The sequence below is a fragment of the Photorhabdus sp. HUG-39 genome, assembly GCF_963878365.1.
Taxonomy (GTDB): Bacteria; Pseudomonadota; Gammaproteobacteria; order Enterobacterales; family Enterobacteriaceae; genus Photorhabdus; species Photorhabdus kayaii.
In genome coordinates, this window is the sequence record NZ_CAWNWY010000052.1 from 3815 (window position 1) to 22197 (window position 18383).

The window sequence follows — 18383 nt, forward strand, 5'->3', positions numbered from 1 at the left end:
TATCCCTTTATCTGCCCGAAGAAATCCAGTTGTTGTGTGATTTAGCCACATTGAAACTGGAGCCCGGCAGTTTTGTGGATGAGCATTTACGTCAACTGCACAGTGATGTTCTGTATTCGGTTGAAACGGCCCGGGGGCAAGGTTATATCTATTGCCTGATTGAACATCAATCCACCCCTGACCCATTGATGGCCTGGCGGCTGATGTATTATGCCATGTTAGCCATGGCGGCTCACCTGAAAAAAGGCCATACTGAACTCCCTTTGGTGGCGCCTCTGCTGTTTTATCATGGTGAGGTTCGGCCGTATCCTTACTCAAACCGGTGGCTGGATTGTTTTACGCTCCCCGAACAGGCTGCTCGCTTATACCGTCAGGCGTTTCCGTTGGTGGACGTCAGTGTGCTCAGCGATGAAGAGATCCTGACGCATAAAGGGGTTGCCCTGATGGAACTGGTGCAAAAACACATCCGCTGCCGAAATGCGCTGTTGCAATCACCCCTCAACACCAATGATCATCTTTAGTCATGAAAATTAATTTAATTATTTGATTTTAAATTGAAATTTATTTTTAGCGGGTTCTTCTTAATCAGTGATAATCATAAATATTCATATTGTGTCATGAAAATTATGTACATGACAGTGTACATAAATTACATTAAGAGCTGTATTATTTTTTGAGGAATTAATATGGCTATTACTGATTCATGGCTGCGTTCAATCAGCGGCAAACCCCAGGAAAAAATGATCACTAAGTCCGATAGAGACGGTCTGTCTGTTCGTGTTACTCCCAAAGGAAAAATTATATTTCAGTTTAGGTATAGATGGGGTGGGAAAGGGGATCGAATTGATATTGGCACATACCCAGCAACAAGCTTAAAAGATGCTCGTGACTCGGTAATTTCTTATCGTGGGGAACTGGAGCAGCATCGTAACCCCAAGACAGTTAAACGTGTTCGCAAAGAATCTGCATTGAGCGCCGTAACAGTGGAAAACCTCATAAGAGAGTGGTGGAAAACAACAATGGAAGGTTTAAAAGTTAACGCCGATCAAATATTGCGCTCTTTCGAAATTCATGTTTTCCCTAAAATTGGTAAATTGCCTCACGATGATGTGACGCTGCATGTTTGGTTAGCTTTAATTGAAGATGTTTCCAAACGAACCCCAGTCATTGGAGCGCGTATATTGACATATTCCAAGAGGGCGCATAAGTGGGCGGTTCGGCGAGGAATGACACATACAACCCCTTTGTCTGATGTAGCATCAAATGATTTAGAGGGAAAGAAGCCTAATACTGACATTGATATTGATGCTGACACGAGGGAGAGGGCGCTAAGTGAAGATGAGCTTGTAGTTCTTTTTCGTATTATTGATACCCCTCGATACAATCCACGGAACGCATTAATAATAAAATTATGTCTGTTATTTGGGTGTCGTATTGGTGAATTACTGAAAGCTAAAGTTAGTGACTTTGACTATGAGAAAAATATTTGGACTGTCCCTCCCGCAAACCATAAAACAGGGAGAAAATCAAAAAAACCTATTGTCAGACCGATTATTTCAGAAGCTAAGAAACTAATTGAACAGGCAAAAAAATTAAATCACGGGAGTGAATATTTGTTTACTGTATTTGATGGCAAACCCTTCACCAGGGGATCACATGCGAACATCATTGCTGTTCTCAATAAAAAGATGGCACCTTATTTTGACTCCTACACCTCTTGGTCAATTCACGACTTACGCAGAACCATGCGCACCGGGGTTTCTGAATTAACGCCACCCCACGTTGCTGAAACCATGATTGGTCACAAATTGCCGGGCGTGTGGCAGGTGTACGATAAGCACACCTACCTTAATGAACAGCGAGAGGCATATGAACGCTGGTGGGAAAAGCTGACTAAAATTGTTTCCCGTTCTCCCAGTCCTCAATGTCCTTCCTAGAGAAGTTGTTTTCTCTTCCTCGAAATCTGGGTTTTGGGAAACCTTCTTTTTTCTGTTTCCCATCCCCACACCACGTTCTGATAGTGTGGGGTGTAACCCGTAACTTTTTAGCCAATTCCCTTGTTGTAATATACTCGGACTCTTCCATTTATTTTTCTCCTCTCTGATAACCATTCTCCAAAATTACCCTTGCCACTGTTGCCGGAGTTGTTTTATCACTCCAGGTAAGATCATCAATCAAGAAGTTCAGCTCAGCAGCAAGTACGGATTCTAAATCTTTGGGCCAATACTCATATGGAATATCGCTGTAATGAGAATACTCGATGACTTTAAGTGTCATCAATACCATCTCTTCCGATGTTCTATCGGCTTTTCTGTAACCGGCGTTACAAACCGCATCTGTAATGTCAGATGGATCGCCCCAAGCTGAGGCGATTACCTGTGTTAAGTGGATGATCATTGTTTTTTCCTCTGGTGACTAACGGTATCTATATCTTGTCCGCAAAAAGGGCAGTAATTTACCATAATGCCAGTGCCGACAAATTCACCGGAATGTAACTGAACGATATCAGTTCCCGGCTCTCCGGTTTTCATGATGAACCTCATTGGTAAAAATAAGCCCTTGCTTCGTTTTATGGGTGAACCAAGTTCAAGGGATTTTGCTAGTGCGCTACAGGCGGATAATTTATTTCCGTTCTTTTGGCATTTATTCACTTTCCTGCTCCTTGTTACGTAATTTGCGACGTTTTTTGGTCTTCTTAACTGGTGTTAATTTCACTCCGGCCACTTGTGGCGCTGGTGGCAGAGGAGGGCAAACGCCCTCATGGATGTAAAAATTACGCTTCATACGATGGATGATCCGTTGTGTATAGTCCCTGCCATCGTCGATATGGAATGCCGTTCTGACCAGTTCATCATCGGTATCTGCTATCTGGCCGTGCTCTTCTGTCACTGTTCGCTCTCCCTGCAAATGATTTTGTAGGCCCGCAATATGTGCGCTGTTTTGCCCGTGAGGGTGGTTTTCCTTAATAGAAAGCCAGTAGACCAAGCGCGAACAGGTACCATTAACAGGGCGGCATCGATACAACGGTTGTGTTTGCGGCGTTCAGTGATGAAACTGGTAACGACGATTTGTGCAGTGCTGCCCTTATCTTGATAGTCGATTTTCATTGCAATGACTCCCACACCCGACACGGCATGACAATAAATTGAGGATTGCCATAACGCTGATTGATGTTGTTGCTAAACTTCATCAAACAACCATCTTTCATACCGGATGGCTGCATAGAAACAGCGATAAGCTCTGTATCAGCCCCAAACATTTTGTAGGGATAAGCCAGATATTCAGCCTGAAAGTGAGGGATAACATTTTCCACTTTCTTTGGAAGAATCCGCTCTAAATCAGGGAAACGACCATCCAATATTGATAGAGCGGTAAATCCAACTCTCATCCCGGTAATACTCCTGTGCACGGCATAAGGTTCTTTGGTGAAATGCAGTTCCGTTGTTTCTGCTTTCCTTGGTACTCTTCCGTGAAACTGAACGATAGCTTTGCGGCGAGTGTTAACGCCATGCTCTAACCGTAACGCTACGCAGCCGTTTGTTGACTCCAGGTATTTGGGAGTGATGTGTAATCCGTGAAGGTAGTAGCGCAGATCATCTTTAGCGACACACACCAGCGCAGCACGTAATAGACATGAACGAATAATCATTACTTACCCTCCCACCCGATAACCTGAAATAAGCCCATTTTGGCGTGATACCATTTGGATTTACGTTGCTCGGCTTCGCCCATCATCAGACGGAACGCGCTCATAAAGTCCTCTTTAAATATGATTTTCATCGGACGAGGTTGTCCGTCTGGTGTCATTATGATAATGCTGTCCGTTGGTACGTTGTACTGTTCGGCCAAGGTACGGCACTTAGCATTGGTTAATCCTGATTCAGTCGCAGCCAGAGAGAACCCAATCCAACCTGTGGGAATAGCGCCTTGCTTGATTTGCTCAATGGTTTCATGAACCTGTTCAACCTTCTCATCAATGCGGTTAATCTGGCGCTGTTGTTGGGCGGCATGACTGGCGATCCTGGCAATCATTTCAATCTCGCTCAGTGCCGTTTGCGGTTTACGGAAATAGCTGTTGACCAGTTCCCGTTGAACCTGCCACGCAATATCATCATTGAATGGCTTGGTTAACATCAGATAACCAGACTCAAAAAGCACAATGCCGTTGGGGGCGAACTTGGAAAATAATCCATCAGGGAGGTTGGTACGTATATCGTCCTGACCCAAGATTTGATAATCCACTCCACACACAAAGCGCTGATTGTTTCTGTTGAATGCGGCTTTAGCTGTTCCCTCTGGTCGCTCGTGAACCTGATCAATCATTGAGAACGTCACAATGCGCTGACCTTGATATTCTACGACAGGAATTTGGGTTTTATTGATGGTGATTAATTCTTTCATTGTTTCACTTCCTTAATTTCAATTTTCATTTTCTTGGCATGGCGGCGCATGGAGCGATTAAGTGGCATTAATATGTCTCCGCTATGCGTCGAATAAGGTTCAATGAACTTTTGGGAATTGACATACCCATCTGTGGACCCTTCTTTTATTTGAAAGAGCTGAGGTATTGTCATACCTTCAAATCCTTGCTGTGTTTTACTTCTTCTCCTTTTCGCCATTACAATCCCTCTGCTCTATTTGGTAACCGGGCTTCTCTTGAGCAACGATTAGCATCAAGAGCACAACGTTCGCGTTCTTCATCTGTCAGCGCCCAGTCAATAGCCTCGCTATAGGTATTAGCCGCCCGTCTAAACAGGCATTTTTCTTCAAGCTCTTTGGCTTTTTCTATTAGCTGATGAAAGTCCTTCATAGAGATGCTTCCTCTTTATCAATATGGGCCTTTAGAGCATCAGCGAGCTGTTTCGCTTCTCTCTCTCTTTTGCGACGCTGCTTATAATCTTCTTTCCATTGTTCATGGCGCCCTTGTAATGAATGACGCTTTAAATTCAGTTCAGCACGATATTCAGCCCATTCACGGTTAACTTGATGCTTGGCATGTTCAGCGACTTTATTCCAGAGGATCGCCGCCGTTTCATATTTTTCATCTTTCTCACTTTGAATAGCTCTTTGTGAGAAATTAAAATGGGTAATATTCATTTCGTTGGTCCTTTTACTGAAAGGTATATTCTGGTAAAAATCCGCCGTGTTTAGCTCTTTCTGCAATTAACTTAACGAGGGCTTGCATAAAGTCATCGCCTTCCCCTGTTAATCCTCCGTATTTAGATAGATAATCACGGTAGCTATTTAAAATATAGTTATCCGCTTTACATCGTGTATATTCGCTATAAACAGGTACTTCAAAAAACACATGCAAAGCCCTCCTTAATATCTCCTCGGATAACTCGATAGTACACATAGAACAATCGTTAAGATTGACAGCAATACAATGACTATTAGTCTTCATCATCATTGCATTGAGTTTTGCCGCGATTAAACGATTTCTGTAACGTTCAATTAATGTTTGATTACTCATAGATACAATCCTGTTTTTAGGCTGAGACAATCCCCAGCTATTAAGCTGTAATTAATATTTAACTAATTTATAGATTAGTAATAATTTATATCATTAGTTCGACATGTGGATGTTTAGGAGTTATTTTTATCCTCATATTTAATTGATGATGGGCCGTTGATTATTGTTTTATGCTCTTATCGCGGCTAAAGCAAATTCCAGAGCGGAATAGTATTTATTAATAGCTTCGATATAAAGATTTACTTTGTCAACATCCCTCTCATTATTTCTTAAGTCAAGAAGCTGACCAAGAATCTCACATGATGATCCCTCGATATTATCAATTGCATAAGCAATTTTAAAATCAATTTCAGTTTCAACTACAGATTCAGCATTCACTTCAACTTCAACTTCAACTTCAACAGTAGCTTCTACTTTGCATTCTTCTTTCATTGTTTAAGTCTCATATTTAATGATTATTATTTACAAATAACATTGACTTACTCGATATTACCAGCTTTCATTTCAGCAGCGATGAACTTGATAACTTCTTTCAATTGAGAATCGGAATTGATAGTGCCTGGTAATTCTTCCTGAATTTCGCGACTTACATTTTCAGCGCTGTAAAATGAAAGATGAGCTGGAATCTCTATCTGTTCTGGCTCACCAAACATCTCTGGCATTGCTGCTTGTCCTTTATTGATGCTGTAAGAAAAGAGAGGCTCATCAGACCATTCACCATCTTCGTTAATAACATGAAACCAGACCGCTTTCACATAAACATCTCCTCCATCAGTTTCACCGATTAAAGCCTCATTGTTTGCGTCTATACCAATGTTATATTTCGCTGCGTAGTTGATTATTGATTTGCTGATATTCATAATTAAACACTCACTGTAATTAATTCTGATTTTCACTCTTAACTAAATAAATAAGATAGCGTTAAATTAAGTACGTTTAACCTCCACCACCTCAGCATCAACTGTTTCAGTAATGGTTTTGCTATCTGGCATACAAACCCGGCGCATCCCCTGAGCAGCTTTTTCTGCCCCTCGATATGTCTTGTATTTATTGCGGAAGGTTTCTTTTGTTACCCGTCCCGTACGATGGTTTTTGGTTGTGATGATTATCTTAAACATGGTTAATCTCATTAGTTATTTGGTGGCATTAATGAACTCTTTTTTTAATCGCTCATATTCAAAGGAAGCGCTAATATATTTTATGCGCAGTGCGTCAATTTCTTTTCGACGCTTAAGTAGCAATCTTATTCGCCGTATCGCTCTGTTATGACACTCGATATATTCAGGCAGCAATTCCCCTGCTGTCCAGTTTACGACATTGTTTTCGCCAATGACTGGCTGGGCTGGGTAGTTAGTATCTCGTCCGGCCCGGCTAAATACTTTCTGCGTCATAATATGCGCTAGCTTATTAATGGCACTACTACGACTTTGGCGCTTGTAAGAACGTCCATGACGACTAACAACATAGGCGGGTAATGTATGTACGCTGAATGCATCATCAATACCGCTACCACTAATAATCCCATCAGCATAAAAACGGGAATAATCAATTTTTTTTGGTTTCACAATTTAAGCTCCTTCCAATATTCTTATTTCTTGCGCAAGATCGCTTGCCAGGCTAGAAGCAAGATTTGTTAATGTTACTGTGTCTGTATCGGCTTCATCGGTAACGGCTTTACCGACAGGTATCATTAATGCCTCAAGATGCTCAGATTTATCTAATAAATCTTTAAATTTTAATTTACTGATATTAATTTCATTATTTTCTATTTCAGGTTTCTTTTGGTTTTCAATATTTACTGCCTGACCGTCCAGTTTATCCAGCTTTTTTTTCACTTCGAAAACTAAACCCTGTAGTACACCGATGAAATAAGATTCATCACAGTCTTTTCTAAATGATTCTTGCCATATACAGAGAAGCGCATCTATCTGCATGACCTTTAAAACCATATCGGAAATATTATCAGCTAAATCACTCATCATTTTCCCCTTGATGCTTCACTTGCAATTGTCTGGATAATACTTAGAAGCTCAAACCCGATTTCACTCAGTTCATCATCAGCAAATAAATAACCCGCCGCTGATGCTAAAGCTTCTATTTTTCCGAGTGCATCATCTGCCGACAAATTAATGTAAGAAAGATTGCGCAGCTTATTTACAGAATTGCTGTTCATTCTTCACCTCCACTATTTAGAGCCGCTTCAAGGGAACGATAAACCTCCGAATTAATATCACAAGCAAGTGCAATTAGATCGGTCAGGGTGCTTGAGCATTCTTCTTTGGCTGCTGTATCTATAATGACTTCATAGAGTGAACAGGCTAAACCTGAGCGGTATTTTGCATTGTCTAAAGTAACTGGTTTACTCATGATTTACCTCCATGTTAGAGCGTCTTATTGCTGCGAAAATAAAAGTCTTTTTGTTGCCATTCGCTGTTAACATAATAAGCACCTTGATGTTTATTAATTATTCTGACTCTGGCTGCTTTTGCCAATCAGCTCCAGAGTCTCCTTCTCTGCATCTGTGTGTTTGTGACTTTATCTTAAAGATAAATTATAGTAAATAGCAAATTGATAAATAAATTTATCTTTTTTCTTATTTTAGTGATAAATTAATGATAAATATGATTAATTTTCGTATAAAAAAACCAGCACTAAGGCTGGTTTGTGGTCGATTTATTTGTATTTCATCCAAGTCGGGTATAGTCTGCTTTCCATTTACCTACGACAAAACCCTGAATATGTAACAAGTCCTTATCTGATGAATCAATTTCCCATCTATCATACGTTTTGTTGTCACTAATGACTATAAGCTTGTCTTTAAGTAGTTGTAATCTCTTTATATGTAATGCATCACAATAGGTGAAAGCATAAATTCCATCACTGACAAACCTGTTAACTGTTATATCAATAACAACAAGTTCACCGGGGTTTACGGTTCCCAGCATGCTGTCTCCCACAGCAGTTGTTATTTTTAATGCCGATGGCTTTCTTGTGCCAAACATTCCTTTGGCATATTCCGGATCTATCTCTATTGAGCGAATTACATCGGGATAATCATTGTTCAACCTACCACCCCCGCAACTGAGTTCCACATTGAGTTGTTCAATCCTGTATGACTGATCAGTATCTTCATGTGAAAGATTTTGCAAGTGATAGTTTCTTTGTTTATTATCATTGTGATTATTATCACGGTTATAATCTATTTCATTTGCATGCTGAGGAACATCAAGCCAGCCAACCGGTAAACCAAGGTTGGCTTCTACGCGCCTAGCGATAATATCCCCTATATTTCTTACTGCATTTCCACTCGTGAGCTGGCTAAGTTGGCTGGCTGGTATTCCGATCAACTCTGCAAAGTATGCCTTCGTTATTCCTTGACGTATGCGAGTTTCCATCAAGGTGCGCAAGTTCATGCGTCTTATATCTTTAGTTTCCATATCACAATAATCACATTAATTAGCAATTTGATAAATATGCATGATGATAAAAAATCTTGCAAATAATTTATCAAAAAGATAAAGTTTTGGGTATGTTGATTTACAAGGTGAAGACATGAAAAACGATTTACATCGCTGGAGAAAAGAAGCCTGTAGGCAGGACTGGATAAAGCTTGCTCAAATTGTTGGCACAAGCGTTGGATATTTAGATCAAATTGCATACAGCTATCGTCGCGCATCCCCGAAGATGGCAATCCGTATTGAGGAGGGCACTAAATTCTTTAGTGAAATTTCTCCTATAGAAAAAGAAAGTTTGGTTTTTGCTATCCCTCAGAAAAATCATGTTTCCTAACTCTCACGTTCAAGTATCAATGCCGTCGCATTTTTACCCGGACGATGGCGGGTGGATACAGGAGATGCTACTGAGCCTCGTCCCGTCCACTCGCGGAAAAGCACTGTGGTGGTATGCAGAGGTTTATCAAGCGGCTTGGGATGAAGAACCGGTTTCGTATCGGAAGGATAACGCCGCCAGACGAGCAGCAAATATCCGGCTCAGGGAGTTTGTCAGGAAGCATGCCAGAGCGAGTCAGGGTTATACCGAGAAGCCGCTTAAGGCACCGGAAGCACGGCCAGAGAACCAGCCCCAATCGGAGGTGGCAGGATGATCGCAGTGGTATCAGGCAGTACGGGAATGGCTGTGTCTTCTGGCTGTGGTAGCAGTGGTTAGGGGATCACTAGGGCTAAGCATGAGAAAAATAGCCAAATGAGAATGATTATCAAAGTGGGCAAAAAGCCAAAAAAAGTGGCAGGCACGGAAAAGTATTAAATAAGTACCCCCTTATTTTTTTTTGGACAAATGAGAATGATTATCAAAAACGAAAAAGCAGAAAAGATCATCAAAAAACATCGTGCTCTCGTGAGCTGGAAACCTGCGCGAGCTGTTGCTGAGTTAGTCGCTGCTGGCATGTCAGAGTCTGAGGCTGTCGCTATGGTCAAGGCGAACACGCCTGAACGCCAAAAACATAAACCTCATAAGCCTCACAAGCCCCACAACAGTCATGCAAAACCGGTGAATCTGGAAGCACTGAGCACTCACTACCTTGTGGTGGGTGATTATGACCTGCTGAGCCTCAAGCATCAAGACGCATTGATTGCCGCCATCCGAAACGGAAAAGGCAAGAGTTCATGGCATGACGAGCCAATGGCGGTAACGCTGTTCGGGTTAGTTAAAGCCTATCCGACTATCACGACAGCCGAGGTGAATAAATTCCTTAGCCGTGGCGCATTTATCGACAGCATTCCGTTGTTCATTGACGGGGAGATGATCGAGGGTGAAGTCATGCCGTCAGCGAATAATGACAGCGTGAAAGGGGTTTTCCGTGCAGTTAAGCAACTGAAAAAAATCACTGACCATCTGGTGGATACCGGAGAATTAACCTTCAAAAAATACCTTGACCGTGTACCGACTGACGAAGATGTCAAACACGCGGTGGGTATCGTTGCGCCTGTGATCATTAATCCCTATTTCCACAAAATTGACTATGAGCGCCAATACAACGACATGCCCGCGCGTGAGCATGCTGAGGACAGTAAGCGGATTATCAATGCGTGGAAAAACAAACTGAAAATCAAAGGAGGCAAGAAGCCGGTGGAAACTTTGGCGAGCCATGCACCGGTTCTTGCAAAGGAGACGAAATAATGAACATCCCATCTCAAAGAGATTATGTCACTAATACCGACTTATTCGCAACCTTATGCGGCACTCAGCAACTGGTTGATATTGCTATCACGTTGATTAGGGAAGGTCGAAATCTTGAGGCCGAAAGCCTGTTACGAAGGGTGAACACAGCTTCTTCGTCAGCTATCGAACATCACAAGACGGCATTATTGCGTAAATAAGGGGTATTCATGCTGACGATAACCCCCAATACAACCCAGAGCCGCGCCTTGTCTATGCTGCGTCAGGACTGGAAACAACACAGTACTTTCATGGTATATGCGCCTACCGGGAGTGGCAAAACCGGCTTATCGGCATTCATCACAGCCGGATTTGTTTCTCGCGGGATGCGGGTGATGTTCGTCGCGCCTTACCTAACCTTGGTTCGTCAGACTGCCACCCGGTTCATTCAGTACGGACTGCCAGAGGAGGAAATTGGCTACGTGTGGCGGGATTACCAGCCTCACGACCCAAACCGGCTGATTCAAATTGCCTCGGCTGACACGTTAATCCGTCGCGACTTCCCGGACAACATCGATCTGCTGATCATTGATGAAGCCCATTTACGCCGTAAAAAGCTGCTTGAAGTCATTCAGTATCTGGCAGAGAACACCGATGTGAAAGTTATCGGCCTGTCAGGAACGCCGTTTTCCCCCTTTCTGGGAAACTACTATCAACAGCTCTTGAAACCAACCACGATGAAAGAGCTTATCGCTAAAGGTGAACTCAGTTCCTATGAATTTTATGCCCCCACCAAGCCGGACCTGAAAGGCGTAAAAGTAACTTCCAGTGATGACTTTGGGCAGGATTACAAAGAGGACCAGCTAGCCGAGATTATGGGGGATTCAACGCTGGTGGGCGATATCGTCAAGAACTGGCTGGTGAACGGTAATGATGAGCCGACGATCTGCTTTTGCGTCAACGTGGCCCACGCCAATTTTATCACGGTTGAATTTAATAAAGCCGGTGTGAATGCCGAGGTAATCATTGCTGAAACACCCCCGGAAGAAAGACAAATCATCATTCATCGTTTTGAACAGGGTGTAACAAAAATATTAGTTAGCGTTGGCACGCTGATTGCGGGGTTCGATAGTGATGTCAGGTGCATCATTTATGCGAGACCAACTAAATCTGAAATTCGTTGGGCTCAAAGTCTTGGCAGAGGCTTAAGGGCTGCACCGGGAAAGGAAGTGTGTCGTATTTTCGACCATTCAGGTACTGTCCATCGTCTCGGTTACCCCGACGATATCGAGTATGACGCATTACCTTCAAAAAGCAACGGCATGAAAGACAGTTCCCGCAGTACTGACAGTGACAAAGCCGAAAAGCTGCCGAAAGAGTGTCCATCGTGTCACTTCATGAAACCCCCGGCTGTCTACGCCTGCCCGAAATGTGGGTTTAAACCCTTAAGCGGTGAAGATGTGGAAGTGGATCGCTCTCGCGGACTGAAAAAACTTAACGGTAAGGACCGAGTCTACAGCAAGGCAGAACGTCAAAGCTGGTGGTCACAAATCAAGTATTACCAGCGTCAGCGAGCCAACCAAGGGAAGCCTATTAGTGATGGCTGGTGTGCCCATACCTTCAGAAGCAAATTCAGTGAGTATCCGAACGGCTTACATGATCATCCGGTAGAGATCACCCCGGAAGTGAACAATTTCATCAAATGGAAATTGATTTCATGGATAAAAAGCCAGGAGAAAAAACAACTCAGTTCAGCCACGCAGGGAGGTAGCGCATGAAAACAACAGATGCAGTAATTGGGCAATGGTCGAAAGTCTTTGAGTATTACGGCCTGCCTCCTATTACCGGAAAGAGACACTACAAAGACAAATGTCCAATATGTAGTCAGAAGGGAAAATACCGCTGTGATGATAAGGACGGTCGCGGAACCTTTATTTGCGTCTGTAATATTGGTGACGGTTGGAAATTACTTGCGCTGACTCAGAAGAAGGATTTTAAAACACAAGCGAAGGAAGTTGATGAAATCATTGGCAATACGTATGAACATCAGCCCGAAAGCGTTCAATCTTCTGTCAATAAAGATGACCGGTCATTATTTCGTGACAAGGTGATTAGGAAGTATGCCACGTTAGTGAATCTGCGTGGAACGCCAGCCGAAAGCTATTTACGCAACCGGGGGATTAACTGTTTACCCGTCGAGCAAATCAGGTACTGCAATCATCAGCCCGTGGGAACGAAAGCTTTTCAGGCTATGTATTCTCTGGCGACGGATGATAAAGGGGCGCTTTGTTATCTTCACAGGACGTTATTAGAGGGTGACAAAAAAGCCAATACACCGACAGCTAAAAAAATGCTGTCACTCCAAAACGACAGTTATTTAGAACATGCGGGATCTGTTGCCATTCGCATGCTCCCGGTCTCGTCAACGTTGGGAATAGCTGAGGGGATAGAGACAGCACTCTCATGCAAACAAATTTATGGCTGTAACACTTGGTCGGTGATGAATGCCGCATTAATGAAGCGTTTCAGAGTGCCAGCGGGAGTTAAACATTTAATTATTTTCGCTGATATGGACCTACATTCAGCAACCGGCCACGCCGCGGCTTTTGAGTGCGCCAGGGGCAACCTCGTCGCTAAAAATGATTTAGAAACGGTCAGTATTCGCTGGCCTGATAACGGTGATTTCAATGACGTACTTGTTAACGGTGATGAAGTACGTGAACTGTCTTTTAAGAAGTGGGTGGAATAATGAAACTCGAATCAGCATTAAAACATTTCAGCCCAAAAGGACTGGTAATCAACAGTTCTCCCAAATGCACATCAACGGACCGGATTACGGGGACGGATGTGATGGCGGCATTAGGGATGGCTGAATCTAAAGCCACTTTTGGGATGGCGGCGTTCTTGGGTAAACATGGTGTCAGCAATGAAGATACCGTTAGAACCGTTGAACAGTTGACTTCGTATGCCAAACGTCAGGTACCCAAACTCATTACCAAAGCGGGTGGGCGCCAGCTAGGAAAATGCCTGGTGATATTGGCAAAAATGGCTTTTGAAGAATATTCCCGGTCAGCAGCGACTACCACTTCATGCACACATTGTAATGGGCGCGGGCTAATATCGGTTCGGCGTGATGTGATTAAGTACGCAGGATATAAGGATGTGATAGAGCAGCGGGTAGAAACTGAGCGTGTAGATGAACTTTGCTCTCCTTGTAATGGCAAAGGGATTGTATCCAGTCGTTGTCGTTGTAACGGTACCGGGAAAGTCGTTGATCGGGAAGCAACGAAAGCTACGGGTGCGCCGGTGATTAAAATCTGTGAGCGTTGTTCTGGCCGTGGTTATAGCCGGGTACCGTCATCAGTGGCATATGCAGCAATTAAGGCTCTTTTGCCAGAGCTAACACAATCAAGCTGGTCGCGTAACTGGAAGCCATTCTATGAAAAGCTGGTGGCGAAATGTGATATCGAGGAAAGCAGAGCAGCATCTGAATTTAGCAAAGTAGCGCGATAAAAAAAGAGAGGGCTTGCGTTTTGCATAAACTTGGCGTAATCTCTCCAAATAGTGGGAAATTGTAGCTATGCTCACTAACGAATATTCAGGCCCGCCGATGAGCGGGTTTTTCTATTTCTACCAGTAGCAAACTCAAGGTTTACAGCCAAAGTAAACGACCCCTAATCGGGGCCGTTGGGTTATGGAATTAGTTGTTCTGGAGTACAGTTGTATAGTGCAGCCAGTTTTTCTCGTGTGCGCTTCTGTGGTCGATCTGACGCCTCCCACTGAGACACGGTTGATTGAGCCGTGTTGAGTTTTTCAGCTACCTCATGCTGAGACAGCCCACGATAGATGCGCCAGGCTGCCAGAATAGAAACATCCTGATCAACCATAATAGACACGACGCCGTTAGGCACGGTCACATCATCATATTTTGACGGAGTGTATGGCACGTCCTCCCAATCTTCCTTTGTGCTGAGAAGTTTTTCGTATTCAGCTACTGGCAGGACAACATATTGAGGTTTTCCTGCTTCATCATTTATGTATTGCATTTTCATATATTCATCCGTGTAGCCAAGAGTCGCGGTGAATTTAATAATGAGGAAATGGCGGGTTGCCCCGCCTAGTACGTTGTCGATGTTCTCCGTTTGACTGCCATTATCGAGCAGATAACCGGCTCGCCGTCAGTGATTTCGAAGATTATCCTGTATTCACCAACCCGTAGTCTGTATTGGTTATCAAGGTCATGAAGCTTCTTGATGTCCAACATCACTGCGGGGAAAGTTTCAAGTTGGTTAACCTTCTCATTGATAGCTTTCCGGTATCTGGTATCGATTGAAAGCAGCTGTTTTCGTGCTTTCCTCGTCCATTGAACCGTAACCATCGTTTCCTCATTTGTTAAAGAGCCTATCCGCTTGGGATGATTAGATAATACGATTTTAATCGTATTCTGTCAACAAAATGCGATTAAAATACGATATTGTTTTCAGGGCTGCGCATGGCGTGGCCTTTTTCGTTTTAAAGGCCACCGATGTAAATATTTTCACCGAGGCAAGAGAGCGGAAATATTCGACTTAACTGGGATTATCTTATGCATAAGAATATTTGTAGCGCAATTAGGACAAAAGTTTTCCCAAAAACGCCCTTTGTTCGTCGATACGGTTTCACCTGTTGGTTGAAGTATCGATATTTCTCTTTTTTGGAAACAGTGTGCGCAAAGATAGTGCGTTTTGATATCAGAATCTGGAAGCGTCTTCAATCGGTATACTGTCGAACCGGCATCAGTGGTATAGATTTCATAATCCTTGGACTGCAAAGCAAACATCTTGATTTGGGCATTTTCCTCAGTAAGCTTCATTGTGATTTGCTTCTCAGCAAGGTAAAGGCCGGAGAGCTCCGCATGAGCCATTTGTAATTCGCTAATTTTTTCTCTGAGTTCGCTAAGGGCATTAGTGATAGTAATTTCATCACCTGCATCTTTTATTACTTTTAACAATTCGAAAGCTTGCTTTGTCGCTGTAATAGCAGCGGCTGCTTCTGTAATCATATTAGTCTCACGTTATTGTAGGGGTGAGTTAATATTAGCCGATTTCTTGTTGTAGGGGTATAGCAGGAAACACGCGCCGGGCGTGTATTACCCGGCAACACTTCAAGGGCTGCGATCTGACGCGGCCTTTTTCTTTTCACACCCGTTTAACGGGGTCTCAATCCCCAACGGGGGTGGATATGAAACTCATGGACAAGCAACCAGACATCTGGATGCAGCTATGGTTGTGGCTGCTGTCAGTCAAAGAACAAGGTTTAGGTGCGGCACTGGCTGCCGCAATGGCTTATCTCAGAGGTCGATATAACGGCGGTAAGTTCTGGAAGACAATTATTGACGCAATGATGTGCGCACTTATCGCGTGGTTTATTCGTGATTTACTTGTCTTTTTAAATATGAGTACCGACCTGGCTTATATCGGCAGTGTGATTATTGGTTATCTGGGGACTGACTTTTTCGGCCAGTTGATGCGCGGGACCTTGAATAACAAAGCGGGGGTATCTGATGCAAATCAGTGAGAAAGGGCTTAAGGCGTTGAAAGGCTATGAAGGATGCAGTCTGACTGCGTATCGTTGCCCCGCGGGTGTTTGGACAATCGGCTACGGTCATACTCGCGGGGTTAAACCCGGTGATGTGGTTACAGAGCAACAAGCCGAGCAGTTCTTACTTGATGACTTAGCGCCGGTTTACCTCACGATTGAGGCCAATGTTAAGGTCCCGTTGACTCAGGGCCAGCTTGATGCGCTGTGTTCATTCATCTTCAATTGTGGCACCGGTGCTTTCGTCCGTTCTACGTTGCTTAAGAAACTTAATGCCGGTGATTATCGCGGGGCCGTGGGTCAGTTTATGGAGTGGAATAAAGCTGGTGGGCGTGTATTACCGGGCCTAGACGCTCGCCGGTCATCAGAAAAAACGATGTTTTTATCATGAGGTTCCGAAAAGGGTAGAAATATGAGCGATACATTATTTGCTGTGATATGTACGTTGATTGGTTGGACATGGTTTTTGTTGTTGGTATTACTGCTATGAAATTCAACTCTCACTATTACACGATACTCGCATTGATCGTTATTTCATTGACAGCTTATTACTATCACTCTGAGTTACAGAGAGAGCAACGCGTGACAAAGCAGCAGCAAGAAGACATTCAGCAACTCACAGACACTATCAACTATCAGAACTCTCACATCACGATGCTGAACGAGTTAGACATTAAACACACGCGAGAACTTACCAATGCCAAATCTGAAATTGATGTTCTGCGCAATGATGTTGCCGCTGGTCATCGCCGGTTGCGCATCGCGGCCACCTGTCATCAAGGCCAAACCGGCTCCTCCGGCAGCGTGGGCCATGCAGCCACCCCACGACTTAACCCAGCAACTGAACAAGATTATTTCGATTTCCGAAGAATGATTGTTGAAAACGAACAGCAAACTAAATATTTGCAGGACTACATCAAAACTCAGTGTCAGTAGGTGAAAAAATGCAGACGGAAGTTGACTTGATTTACTTTGAGAAAAACAGAGAAGAGCGAACGCAACTCAGTAAATACTACGTATTACACAACAACTTAAACACAGTTCTTGAACAGACACTTATCATCAGTAGAGACGAGTTCGGAAAATATATCGCAAGCATTGAATTTTCTGATTTTCCGAAACTGTATTCAGAGAAGGAAGCCGCATTAAAACTAGCTGATTGGATGAAAAGGATGTCTGAAGCAATAGAGGATCATTTTAAAACTCAGTGTCAGTAATAGCCTCGTTTAATACGGGGCTTTTTATTATCTAGCGCATTCACACGCGCATCATTTCTAAACGCAGAGCCTTACAGAAAGCGAACCTGAGAAATCCGTTAATGGTATTTCTGCGGGCGGCATTTCTGTGTGAACAGGTTCGTCTTCTATAGGGTAAATACCATGACACAATTAACAGTCAAAACACATTCGTCTGTAACCGAAGCTCCAACGATGACCAGTCTTGAAATGGTTGATTACATCAATGCCGAGAGGAAGGCCAAAGCAGAAGCGGAAGGATTGGCATTCCCCTGCAAAAAGTACAGAAAACTACGCCATTCTGATTTCACTAAAAAGGTGCCAAAAGTACTCGGTGAGGGGTATGCGAAAAATTTCTCACACCCCATAAAGAACCAACAGAACGGCGAGATTTACTCAGGATATAAATTCCCCAAGCGTGAATCCTGTCTGATGGCAATGAGCTACAGCTATGAGTTACAGGCTCAAGTGTTCGATCACATGACTGAACTTGAGGTTAAATCTGGATTTGGGTTTACCATCCAGCAACTGCAACACATGCTTGTTCTGGCAAAAAGGGCGTCTGATGAAGATTCATCTGATGCAGGTCGCAGACTAAGAAAGCGACAAGATGACTTGGTTACTCTCAATAAAGCTGAAAGGCTGATCAATGATATTGGTCAGATGGCTCTCGGCTTGGTTGGGGGAGGGGCAAAGGAGGTTGCACATGAACCACGAACAATTTATTGAGAAGAGCGTACAAGCCGAGTTAACCAGACTCGGCTTTTCTTCATCTATAGCAGGAATGGCAAGTGATAAAGCAGTCGATCACTACCGAAGAGCTTCATCAGCAAGCAGAAAGGGCAAGATGTACGATGACTGTCTGCACATAGCGAAAGCGTGGGCAAGTAAATACAGCTCAGTTAAGCCACCCCCAAAGTGAGGACCTCGACTGACATATGATAAAGTAAATAGTCAGTTGGAGGGGTAAAGGAGATTAGGGA

General features: G+C 43.4%; 35 protein-coding genes and 1 pseudogene. 15 read left to right on the plus strand and 21 right to left on the minus strand.

Annotation, left to right across the window (positions count from 1 at the left end):
- Window positions 1-467: pseudogene (locus tag AAC155_RS22320) on the plus strand (Rpn family recombination-promoting nuclease/putative transposase); the annotation flags it as partial.
- A gap of 219 nt (window positions 468-686) precedes the next feature.
- On the plus strand, window positions 687-1937 hold the full coding sequence (locus AAC155_RS22325; protein WP_113044173.1) for a tyrosine-type recombinase/integrase: 1251 nt from the start codon (window positions 687-689) through the stop codon (window positions 1935-1937).
- On the opposite strand, the gene AAC155_RS22330 is transcribed toward AAC155_RS22325, so the two are convergent.
- The 18 genes from AAC155_RS22330 to AAC155_RS22420 all read right to left on the minus strand — a co-directional run bounded on the left by AAC155_RS22330 (window position 1894) and on the right by AAC155_RS22420 (window position 8910).
- Window positions 1894-2085, minus strand: a complete 192-nt coding sequence (locus tag AAC155_RS22330; RefSeq protein WP_113044174.1) for a helix-turn-helix domain-containing protein — start codon at window positions 2083-2085, stop codon at window positions 1894-1896. The genes AAC155_RS22325 and AAC155_RS22330 overlap by 44 nt on opposite strands.
- Window positions 2086-2397, minus strand: coding sequence for a hypothetical protein (locus AAC155_RS22335; protein ID WP_113044175.1), 312 nt, complete (start codon window positions 2395-2397; stop codon window positions 2086-2088).
- A complete protein-coding gene (locus tag AAC155_RS22340) occupies window positions 2394-2651 on the minus strand; it encodes a hypothetical protein (protein WP_113044176.1) in 258 nt (85 codons plus the stop codon). Before AAC155_RS22340 ends, AAC155_RS22335 begins: the two co-directional genes overlap by 4 nt.
- Entirely contained in the window at window positions 2644-2985 is a 342-nt protein-coding gene (locus AAC155_RS22345; RefSeq protein ID WP_158536621.1) for a hypothetical protein, read from the minus strand. Before AAC155_RS22345 ends, AAC155_RS22340 begins: the two co-directional genes overlap by 8 nt.
- A gap of 118 nt (window positions 2986-3103) precedes the next feature.
- On the minus strand, window positions 3104-3649 hold the full coding sequence (locus AAC155_RS22355) for a hypothetical protein (protein WP_113044179.1): 546 nt from the start codon (window positions 3647-3649) through the stop codon (window positions 3104-3106).
- The gene (locus AAC155_RS22360) at window positions 3649-4401 is read right to left on the minus strand and encodes an ORF6N domain-containing protein (protein ID WP_113044180.1); all 753 of its coding nucleotides are present in this window, start codon (window positions 4399-4401) and stop codon (window positions 3649-3651) included. The genes AAC155_RS22355 and AAC155_RS22360 overlap by 1 nt, the downstream gene beginning before the upstream one ends.
- Complete coding sequence (locus AAC155_RS22365; RefSeq protein WP_113044181.1) at window positions 4398-4619, minus strand: hypothetical protein; 222 nt, start codon at window positions 4617-4619, stop codon at window positions 4398-4400. The genes AAC155_RS22360 and AAC155_RS22365 overlap by 4 nt, the downstream gene beginning before the upstream one ends.
- On the minus strand, window positions 4619-4810 hold the full coding sequence (locus tag AAC155_RS22370) for a PerC family transcriptional regulator (protein WP_113044182.1): 192 nt from the start codon (window positions 4808-4810) through the stop codon (window positions 4619-4621). The genes AAC155_RS22365 and AAC155_RS22370 overlap by 1 nt, the downstream gene beginning before the upstream one ends.
- Complete coding sequence (locus AAC155_RS22375) at window positions 4807-5097, minus strand: ANR family transcriptional regulator (RefSeq protein WP_113044183.1); 291 nt, start codon at window positions 5095-5097, stop codon at window positions 4807-4809. The genes AAC155_RS22370 and AAC155_RS22375 overlap by 4 nt, the downstream gene beginning before the upstream one ends.
- Window positions 5098-5110: 13 nt before the next feature.
- On the minus strand, window positions 5111-5473 hold the full coding sequence (locus tag AAC155_RS22380; protein WP_113044184.1) for a hypothetical protein: 363 nt from the start codon (window positions 5471-5473) through the stop codon (window positions 5111-5113).
- A gap of 168 nt (window positions 5474-5641) precedes the next feature.
- Complete coding sequence (locus AAC155_RS22385) at window positions 5642-5905, minus strand: hypothetical protein (RefSeq protein ID WP_113044185.1); 264 nt, start codon at window positions 5903-5905, stop codon at window positions 5642-5644.
- 47 nt (window positions 5906-5952) lie between these two features.
- A complete protein-coding gene (locus tag AAC155_RS22390) occupies window positions 5953-6333 on the minus strand; it encodes a hypothetical protein (protein ID WP_113044186.1) in 381 nt (126 codons plus the stop codon).
- Between the two features lie 66 nt (window positions 6334-6399).
- Window positions 6400-6591 carry a hypothetical protein gene (locus tag AAC155_RS22395; protein ID WP_113044187.1) on the minus strand — a complete coding sequence of 64 codons (192 nt, stop codon included), beginning with the start codon at window positions 6589-6591 and terminating at the stop codon, window positions 6400-6402.
- Window positions 6592-6606: 15 nt separating this feature from the next.
- A complete protein-coding gene (locus AAC155_RS22400; protein ID WP_113044188.1) occupies window positions 6607-7038 on the minus strand; it encodes a hypothetical protein in 432 nt (143 codons plus the stop codon).
- A 3-nt stretch (window positions 7039-7041) separates the two neighbouring features.
- The gene (locus tag AAC155_RS22405) at window positions 7042-7452 is read right to left on the minus strand and encodes a hypothetical protein (RefSeq protein WP_113044189.1); all 411 of its coding nucleotides are present in this window, start codon (window positions 7450-7452) and stop codon (window positions 7042-7044) included.
- Window positions 7452-7646, minus strand: coding sequence for a hypothetical protein (locus tag AAC155_RS22410; protein ID WP_113044190.1), 195 nt, complete (start codon window positions 7644-7646; stop codon window positions 7452-7454). Before AAC155_RS22410 ends, AAC155_RS22405 begins: the two co-directional genes overlap by 1 nt.
- A complete protein-coding gene (locus AAC155_RS22415; RefSeq protein WP_113044191.1) occupies window positions 7643-7840 on the minus strand; it encodes a hypothetical protein in 198 nt (65 codons plus the stop codon). Before AAC155_RS22415 ends, AAC155_RS22410 begins: the two co-directional genes overlap by 4 nt.
- Window positions 7841-8157: 317 nt before the next feature.
- On the minus strand, window positions 8158-8910 hold the full coding sequence (locus tag AAC155_RS22420) for a LexA family transcriptional regulator (RefSeq protein ID WP_113044192.1): 753 nt from the start codon (window positions 8908-8910) through the stop codon (window positions 8158-8160).
- A gap of 115 nt (window positions 8911-9025) precedes the next feature.
- On the opposite strand from AAC155_RS22420, the gene AAC155_RS22425 reads away from it, so the two are divergent.
- From AAC155_RS22425 to AAC155_RS22455, 7 genes are all read left to right on the plus strand, one after another.
- On the plus strand, window positions 9026-9262 hold the full coding sequence (locus AAC155_RS22425; RefSeq protein WP_113044193.1) for a transcriptional regulator: 237 nt from the start codon (window positions 9026-9028) through the stop codon (window positions 9260-9262).
- Window positions 9252-9575 carry a hypothetical protein gene (locus tag AAC155_RS22430; protein WP_316250615.1) on the plus strand — a complete coding sequence of 108 codons (324 nt, stop codon included), beginning with the start codon at window positions 9252-9254 and terminating at the stop codon, window positions 9573-9575. Before AAC155_RS22425 ends, AAC155_RS22430 begins: the two co-directional genes overlap by 11 nt.
- 251 nt (window positions 9576-9826) lie before the next feature.
- Window positions 9827-10609: a hypothetical protein gene (locus AAC155_RS22435; protein ID WP_229015704.1), complete on the plus strand. Its 783-nt coding sequence runs from the start codon at window positions 9827-9829 to the stop codon at window positions 10607-10609.
- Window positions 10609-10809 (plus strand): hypothetical protein, encoded by a 201-nt coding sequence (locus tag AAC155_RS22440; RefSeq protein ID WP_113044195.1) that lies wholly within the window; start codon window positions 10609-10611, stop codon window positions 10807-10809. The genes AAC155_RS22435 and AAC155_RS22440 overlap by 1 nt, the downstream gene beginning before the upstream one ends.
- Before the next feature lie 9 nt (window positions 10810-10818).
- Window positions 10819-12366 carry a DEAD/DEAH box helicase gene (locus AAC155_RS22445; RefSeq protein WP_113044196.1) on the plus strand — a complete coding sequence of 516 codons (1548 nt, stop codon included), beginning with the start codon at window positions 10819-10821 and terminating at the stop codon, window positions 12364-12366.
- Complete coding sequence (locus tag AAC155_RS22450; RefSeq protein ID WP_113044197.1) at window positions 12363-13337, plus strand: DUF7146 domain-containing protein; 975 nt, start codon at window positions 12363-12365, stop codon at window positions 13335-13337. Before AAC155_RS22445 ends, AAC155_RS22450 begins: the two co-directional genes overlap by 4 nt.
- Entirely contained in the window at window positions 13337-14101 is a 765-nt protein-coding gene (locus AAC155_RS22455) for an antitermination protein (RefSeq protein ID WP_113044198.1), read from the plus strand. The genes AAC155_RS22450 and AAC155_RS22455 overlap by 1 nt, the downstream gene beginning before the upstream one ends.
- Before the next feature lie 179 nt (window positions 14102-14280).
- On the opposite strand, the gene AAC155_RS22460 is transcribed toward AAC155_RS22455, so the two are convergent.
- The 3 genes from AAC155_RS22460 to AAC155_RS22470 form a co-directional block, all read right to left on the minus strand.
- The gene (locus tag AAC155_RS22460) at window positions 14281-14640 is read right to left on the minus strand and encodes a helix-turn-helix domain-containing protein (RefSeq protein ID WP_046396441.1); all 360 of its coding nucleotides are present in this window, start codon (window positions 14638-14640) and stop codon (window positions 14281-14283) included.
- A 65-nt stretch (window positions 14641-14705) separates the two neighbouring features.
- Window positions 14706-14966: a type II toxin-antitoxin system RelE family toxin gene (locus tag AAC155_RS22465; RefSeq protein WP_105396299.1), complete on the minus strand. Its 261-nt coding sequence runs from the start codon at window positions 14964-14966 to the stop codon at window positions 14706-14708.
- Between the two features lie 159 nt (window positions 14967-15125).
- Complete coding sequence (locus tag AAC155_RS22470) at window positions 15126-15629, minus strand: hypothetical protein (RefSeq protein ID WP_113044199.1); 504 nt, start codon at window positions 15627-15629, stop codon at window positions 15126-15128.
- A 179-nt stretch (window positions 15630-15808) separates the two neighbouring features.
- Between AAC155_RS22470 and AAC155_RS22475 the strand changes: the two genes are divergently transcribed.
- The 6 genes from AAC155_RS22475 to AAC155_RS22500 all read left to right on the plus strand — a co-directional run bounded on the left by AAC155_RS22475 (window position 15809) and on the right by AAC155_RS22500 (window position 18322).
- Window positions 15809-16144: a phage holin, lambda family gene (locus AAC155_RS22475; RefSeq protein ID WP_113044200.1), complete on the plus strand. Its 336-nt coding sequence runs from the start codon at window positions 15809-15811 to the stop codon at window positions 16142-16144.
- Window positions 16131-16556, plus strand: coding sequence for a lysozyme (locus AAC155_RS22480; protein WP_113044201.1), 426 nt, complete (start codon window positions 16131-16133; stop codon window positions 16554-16556). The genes AAC155_RS22475 and AAC155_RS22480 overlap by 14 nt, the downstream gene beginning before the upstream one ends.
- 95 nt (window positions 16557-16651) lie before the next feature.
- Complete coding sequence (locus tag AAC155_RS22485) at window positions 16652-17101, plus strand: lysis protein (protein ID WP_113044206.1); 450 nt, start codon at window positions 16652-16654, stop codon at window positions 17099-17101.
- Between the two features lie 8 nt (window positions 17102-17109).
- On the plus strand, window positions 17110-17382 hold the full coding sequence (locus tag AAC155_RS22490; protein WP_113044202.1) for a type III-B CRISPR module-associated protein Cmr5: 273 nt from the start codon (window positions 17110-17112) through the stop codon (window positions 17380-17382).
- A gap of 162 nt (window positions 17383-17544) precedes the next feature.
- Window positions 17545-18129: a Rha family transcriptional regulator gene (locus AAC155_RS22495; protein WP_113044203.1), complete on the plus strand. Its 585-nt coding sequence runs from the start codon at window positions 17545-17547 to the stop codon at window positions 18127-18129.
- The gene (locus tag AAC155_RS22500; RefSeq protein WP_113044204.1) at window positions 18107-18322 is read left to right on the plus strand and encodes a hypothetical protein; all 216 of its coding nucleotides are present in this window, start codon (window positions 18107-18109) and stop codon (window positions 18320-18322) included. The genes AAC155_RS22495 and AAC155_RS22500 overlap by 23 nt, the downstream gene beginning before the upstream one ends.
- Window positions 18323-18383: the final 61 nt, after the last annotated feature.

Coding starts and splice junctions, on each gene's coding strand:
- AAC155_RS22450 (WP_113044197.1), top strand. CDS start 12,363: ATGAAAACAACAGATGCAGTAATTGGGCAATGGTCGAAAGTCTTTGAG.
- AAC155_RS22455 (WP_113044198.1), top strand. CDS start 13,337: ATGAAACTCGAATCAGCATTAAAACATTTCAGCCCAAAAGGACTGGTA.
- AAC155_RS22490 (WP_113044202.1), top strand. CDS start 17,110: ATGCAGACGGAAGTTGACTTGATTTACTTTGAGAAAAACAGAGAAGAG.
- AAC155_RS22375 (WP_113044183.1), bottom strand. CDS start 5,097: ATGAATATTACCCATTTTAATTTCTCACAAAGAGCTATTCAAAGTGAG.
- AAC155_RS22465 (WP_105396299.1), bottom strand. CDS start 14,966: ATGGTTACGGTTCAATGGACGAGGAAAGCACGAAAACAGCTGCTTTCA.
- AAC155_RS22475 (WP_113044200.1), top strand. CDS start 15,809: ATGAAACTCATGGACAAGCAACCAGACATCTGGATGCAGCTATGGTTG.
- AAC155_RS22485 (WP_113044206.1), top strand. CDS start 16,652: ATGAAATTCAACTCTCACTATTACACGATACTCGCATTGATCGTTATT.
- AAC155_RS22365 (WP_113044181.1), bottom strand. CDS start 4,619: ATGGCGAAAAGGAGAAGAAGTAAAACACAGCAAGGATTTGAAGGTATG.
- AAC155_RS22390 (WP_113044186.1), bottom strand. CDS start 6,333: ATGAATATCAGCAAATCAATAATCAACTACGCAGCGAAATATAACATT.
- AAC155_RS22440 (WP_113044195.1), top strand. CDS start 10,609: ATGAACATCCCATCTCAAAGAGATTATGTCACTAATACCGACTTATTC.
- AAC155_RS22460 (WP_046396441.1), bottom strand. CDS start 14,640: ATGAAAATGCAATACATAAATGATGAAGCAGGAAAACCTCAATATGTT.
- AAC155_RS22500 (WP_113044204.1), top strand. CDS start 18,107: ATGAACCACGAACAATTTATTGAGAAGAGCGTACAAGCCGAGTTAACC.
- AAC155_RS22445 (WP_113044196.1), top strand. CDS start 10,819: ATGCTGACGATAACCCCCAATACAACCCAGAGCCGCGCCTTGTCTATG.
- AAC155_RS22330 (WP_113044174.1), bottom strand. CDS start 2,085: ATGGAAGAGTCCGAGTATATTACAACAAGGGAATTGGCTAAAAAGTTA.
- AAC155_RS22415 (WP_113044191.1), bottom strand. CDS start 7,840: ATGAGTAAACCAGTTACTTTAGACAATGCAAAATACCGCTCAGGTTTA.
- AAC155_RS22495 (WP_113044203.1), top strand. CDS start 17,545: ATGACACAATTAACAGTCAAAACACATTCGTCTGTAACCGAAGCTCCA.
- AAC155_RS22425 (WP_113044193.1), top strand. CDS start 9,026: ATGAAAAACGATTTACATCGCTGGAGAAAAGAAGCCTGTAGGCAGGAC.
- AAC155_RS22380 (WP_113044184.1), bottom strand. CDS start 5,473: ATGAGTAATCAAACATTAATTGAACGTTACAGAAATCGTTTAATCGCG.
- AAC155_RS22430 (WP_316250615.1), top strand. CDS start 9,252: ATGTTTCCTAACTCTCACGTTCAAGTATCAATGCCGTCGCATTTTTAC.
- AAC155_RS22335 (WP_113044175.1), bottom strand. CDS start 2,397: ATGATCATCCACTTAACACAGGTAATCGCCTCAGCTTGGGGCGATCCA.
- AAC155_RS22325 (WP_113044173.1), top strand. CDS start 687: ATGGCTATTACTGATTCATGGCTGCGTTCAATCAGCGGCAAACCCCAG.
- AAC155_RS22410 (WP_113044190.1), bottom strand. CDS start 7,646: ATGAACAGCAATTCTGTAAATAAGCTGCGCAATCTTTCTTACATTAAT.
- AAC155_RS22480 (WP_113044201.1), top strand. CDS start 16,131: ATGCAAATCAGTGAGAAAGGGCTTAAGGCGTTGAAAGGCTATGAAGGA.
- AAC155_RS22395 (WP_113044187.1), bottom strand. CDS start 6,591: ATGTTTAAGATAATCATCACAACCAAAAACCATCGTACGGGACGGGTA.
- AAC155_RS22385 (WP_113044185.1), bottom strand. CDS start 5,905: ATGAAAGAAGAATGCAAAGTAGAAGCTACTGTTGAAGTTGAAGTTGAA.
- AAC155_RS22420 (WP_113044192.1), bottom strand. CDS start 8,910: ATGGAAACTAAAGATATAAGACGCATGAACTTGCGCACCTTGATGGAA.
- AAC155_RS22470 (WP_113044199.1), bottom strand. CDS start 15,629: ATGATTACAGAAGCAGCCGCTGCTATTACAGCGACAAAGCAAGCTTTC.
- AAC155_RS22355 (WP_113044179.1), bottom strand. CDS start 3,649: ATGATTATTCGTTCATGTCTATTACGTGCTGCGCTGGTGTGTGTCGCT.
- AAC155_RS22360 (WP_113044180.1), bottom strand. CDS start 4,401: ATGAAAGAATTAATCACCATCAATAAAACCCAAATTCCTGTCGTAGAA.
- AAC155_RS22405 (WP_113044189.1), bottom strand. CDS start 7,452: ATGAGTGATTTAGCTGATAATATTTCCGATATGGTTTTAAAGGTCATG.
- AAC155_RS22370 (WP_113044182.1), bottom strand. CDS start 4,810: ATGAAGGACTTTCATCAGCTAATAGAAAAAGCCAAAGAGCTTGAAGAA.